Source organism: Streptomyces sp. KR55, from assembly GCF_052245645.1.
Taxonomy (GTDB): Bacteria; Actinomycetota; Actinomycetes; order Streptomycetales; family Streptomycetaceae; genus Streptomyces; species Streptomyces flavusporus.
Genome location: NZ_JBQQCE010000906.1, coordinates 1 through 1,358, shown reverse-complemented (window position 1 = coordinate 1,358; position 1,358 = coordinate 1). Strand labels below are relative to the sequence as shown.

Here is a 1,358-nt window from a genome sequence, read left to right as displayed (position 1 = left end):
CAGGGCGGTTGCAAGTTCCGGGATCGCGTAGATCGTCCGCGTGCAGCGGGAGTTGACGCAGCAACAGCACAGGCACGAGACCGGTGATCATCAGGGTGTCTATGCCAGCTGATCACATCGAGGTCCCGTGCCTGCCGCTCCATCCTCCCCGGTCCCTGCCGCCCTGGCGAAACTGGGCCCCCTTCACCAGCACGACACCGGCCGTCTGCGCGCCCACCTCCGGCGCGTACCCGACCCGCGTTCGCGTCGCGGGCGGTGGTATCCCCTGGTCGGCTTGCTGCTGATCTGCGCCTGCGCAGTCGTCTCCGGCGCCCGGACCATCACCGAGATCACCGAGTGGGGACAGCGCGCCACCACCACGGTGCTGGAACACCTCGGCATCCGCCGGCACCTGCCCGGACGTCGACGCGCCCCGTCCCAGGCCACCTTCACCCGGCTCCTGGCCGCTCTCGACGGCGATGCCCTGGACGCCGCGATCGGCGCCTACCTGGCCGAACGCGATCACACCGACATCGGCACCGGCTCTGCGCCGCGGCCGGCGATCGCGGTGGACGGCAAGGCGATGTCCGGCTCCGCGCACCGACAGCAGCGCCACCGGCACCTGCTGTCCGCCGTCACCCACGCCCCCACCATCACCCTGGCCCAGCGAGAGGTGGGGGCCAAGACCAACGAGACGGCCGCCTTCCGTCCGCTGCTGGAACCACTCGACCTGACCGGCACCGTGGTCACCTTCGACGCCCTGCACAGCGTCAAGGACCAGGTGCGCTGGCTGGTGCAGGAGAAGAAAGCCCACTGCATCGCGGTGATCAAGGGAAACCAGCCGACCGCGTCGGCCCAGGTCAAGGCCCTGCCGTGGGAACAGGTGCCCGTAGCGCACACCGTCTCCGGGACCGGGCACGGCCGACAGGAGTCCCGCTCGGTCAAGACCATGGCCATCGCGGCGAACCTGGGCGGGATCGCCTTCCCACAAGCCCGGCTGGCCTTGCGCATCCACCAGCGCCGCCAGGAGAGCGGCAAGCGGCAGACCCGGGAGACGGTCTACGCCGTCACCAGCCTCGATACCCACCAGGCCAGCCCCGCCGACCTGGGCGGATACGTGCGCGGGCACTGGGGAATCGAAAATTCCAGTCACCATGTCAGAGATGTGGTGTTTGCCGAGGATGCCTCCACCGTCCACACCGGCAGCGCGCCGCGGGCGATGGCCGCTCTGCGGAACCTGGCCATCGGCAGGCTGCGGCTGCTGGGAGCGGACAACATCGCCAAGACCACCCGGGCGATCCGGGACGCACCCGAACACGCCGTCTGGATCTGGGGCATCACCGACAGCCCACTCCTACCGGGAACTTGAAGCCGCCCTG

General features: G+C 69.8%; 1 protein-coding gene. It reads left to right on the top strand.

Going from position 1 to position 1,358, the window contains the following annotated elements; genetic code table 11:
• Positions 1–127 precede the first annotated feature (127 nt).
• The gene (locus tag ACTWQJ_RS51420) at positions 128–1,348 is read left to right on the top strand and encodes an ISAs1 family transposase (protein ID WP_443313206.1); all 1,221 of its coding nucleotides are present in this window, start codon (positions 128–130) and stop codon (positions 1,346–1,348) included.
• The last annotated feature ends 10 nt before the right edge of the window (positions 1,349–1,358 follow it).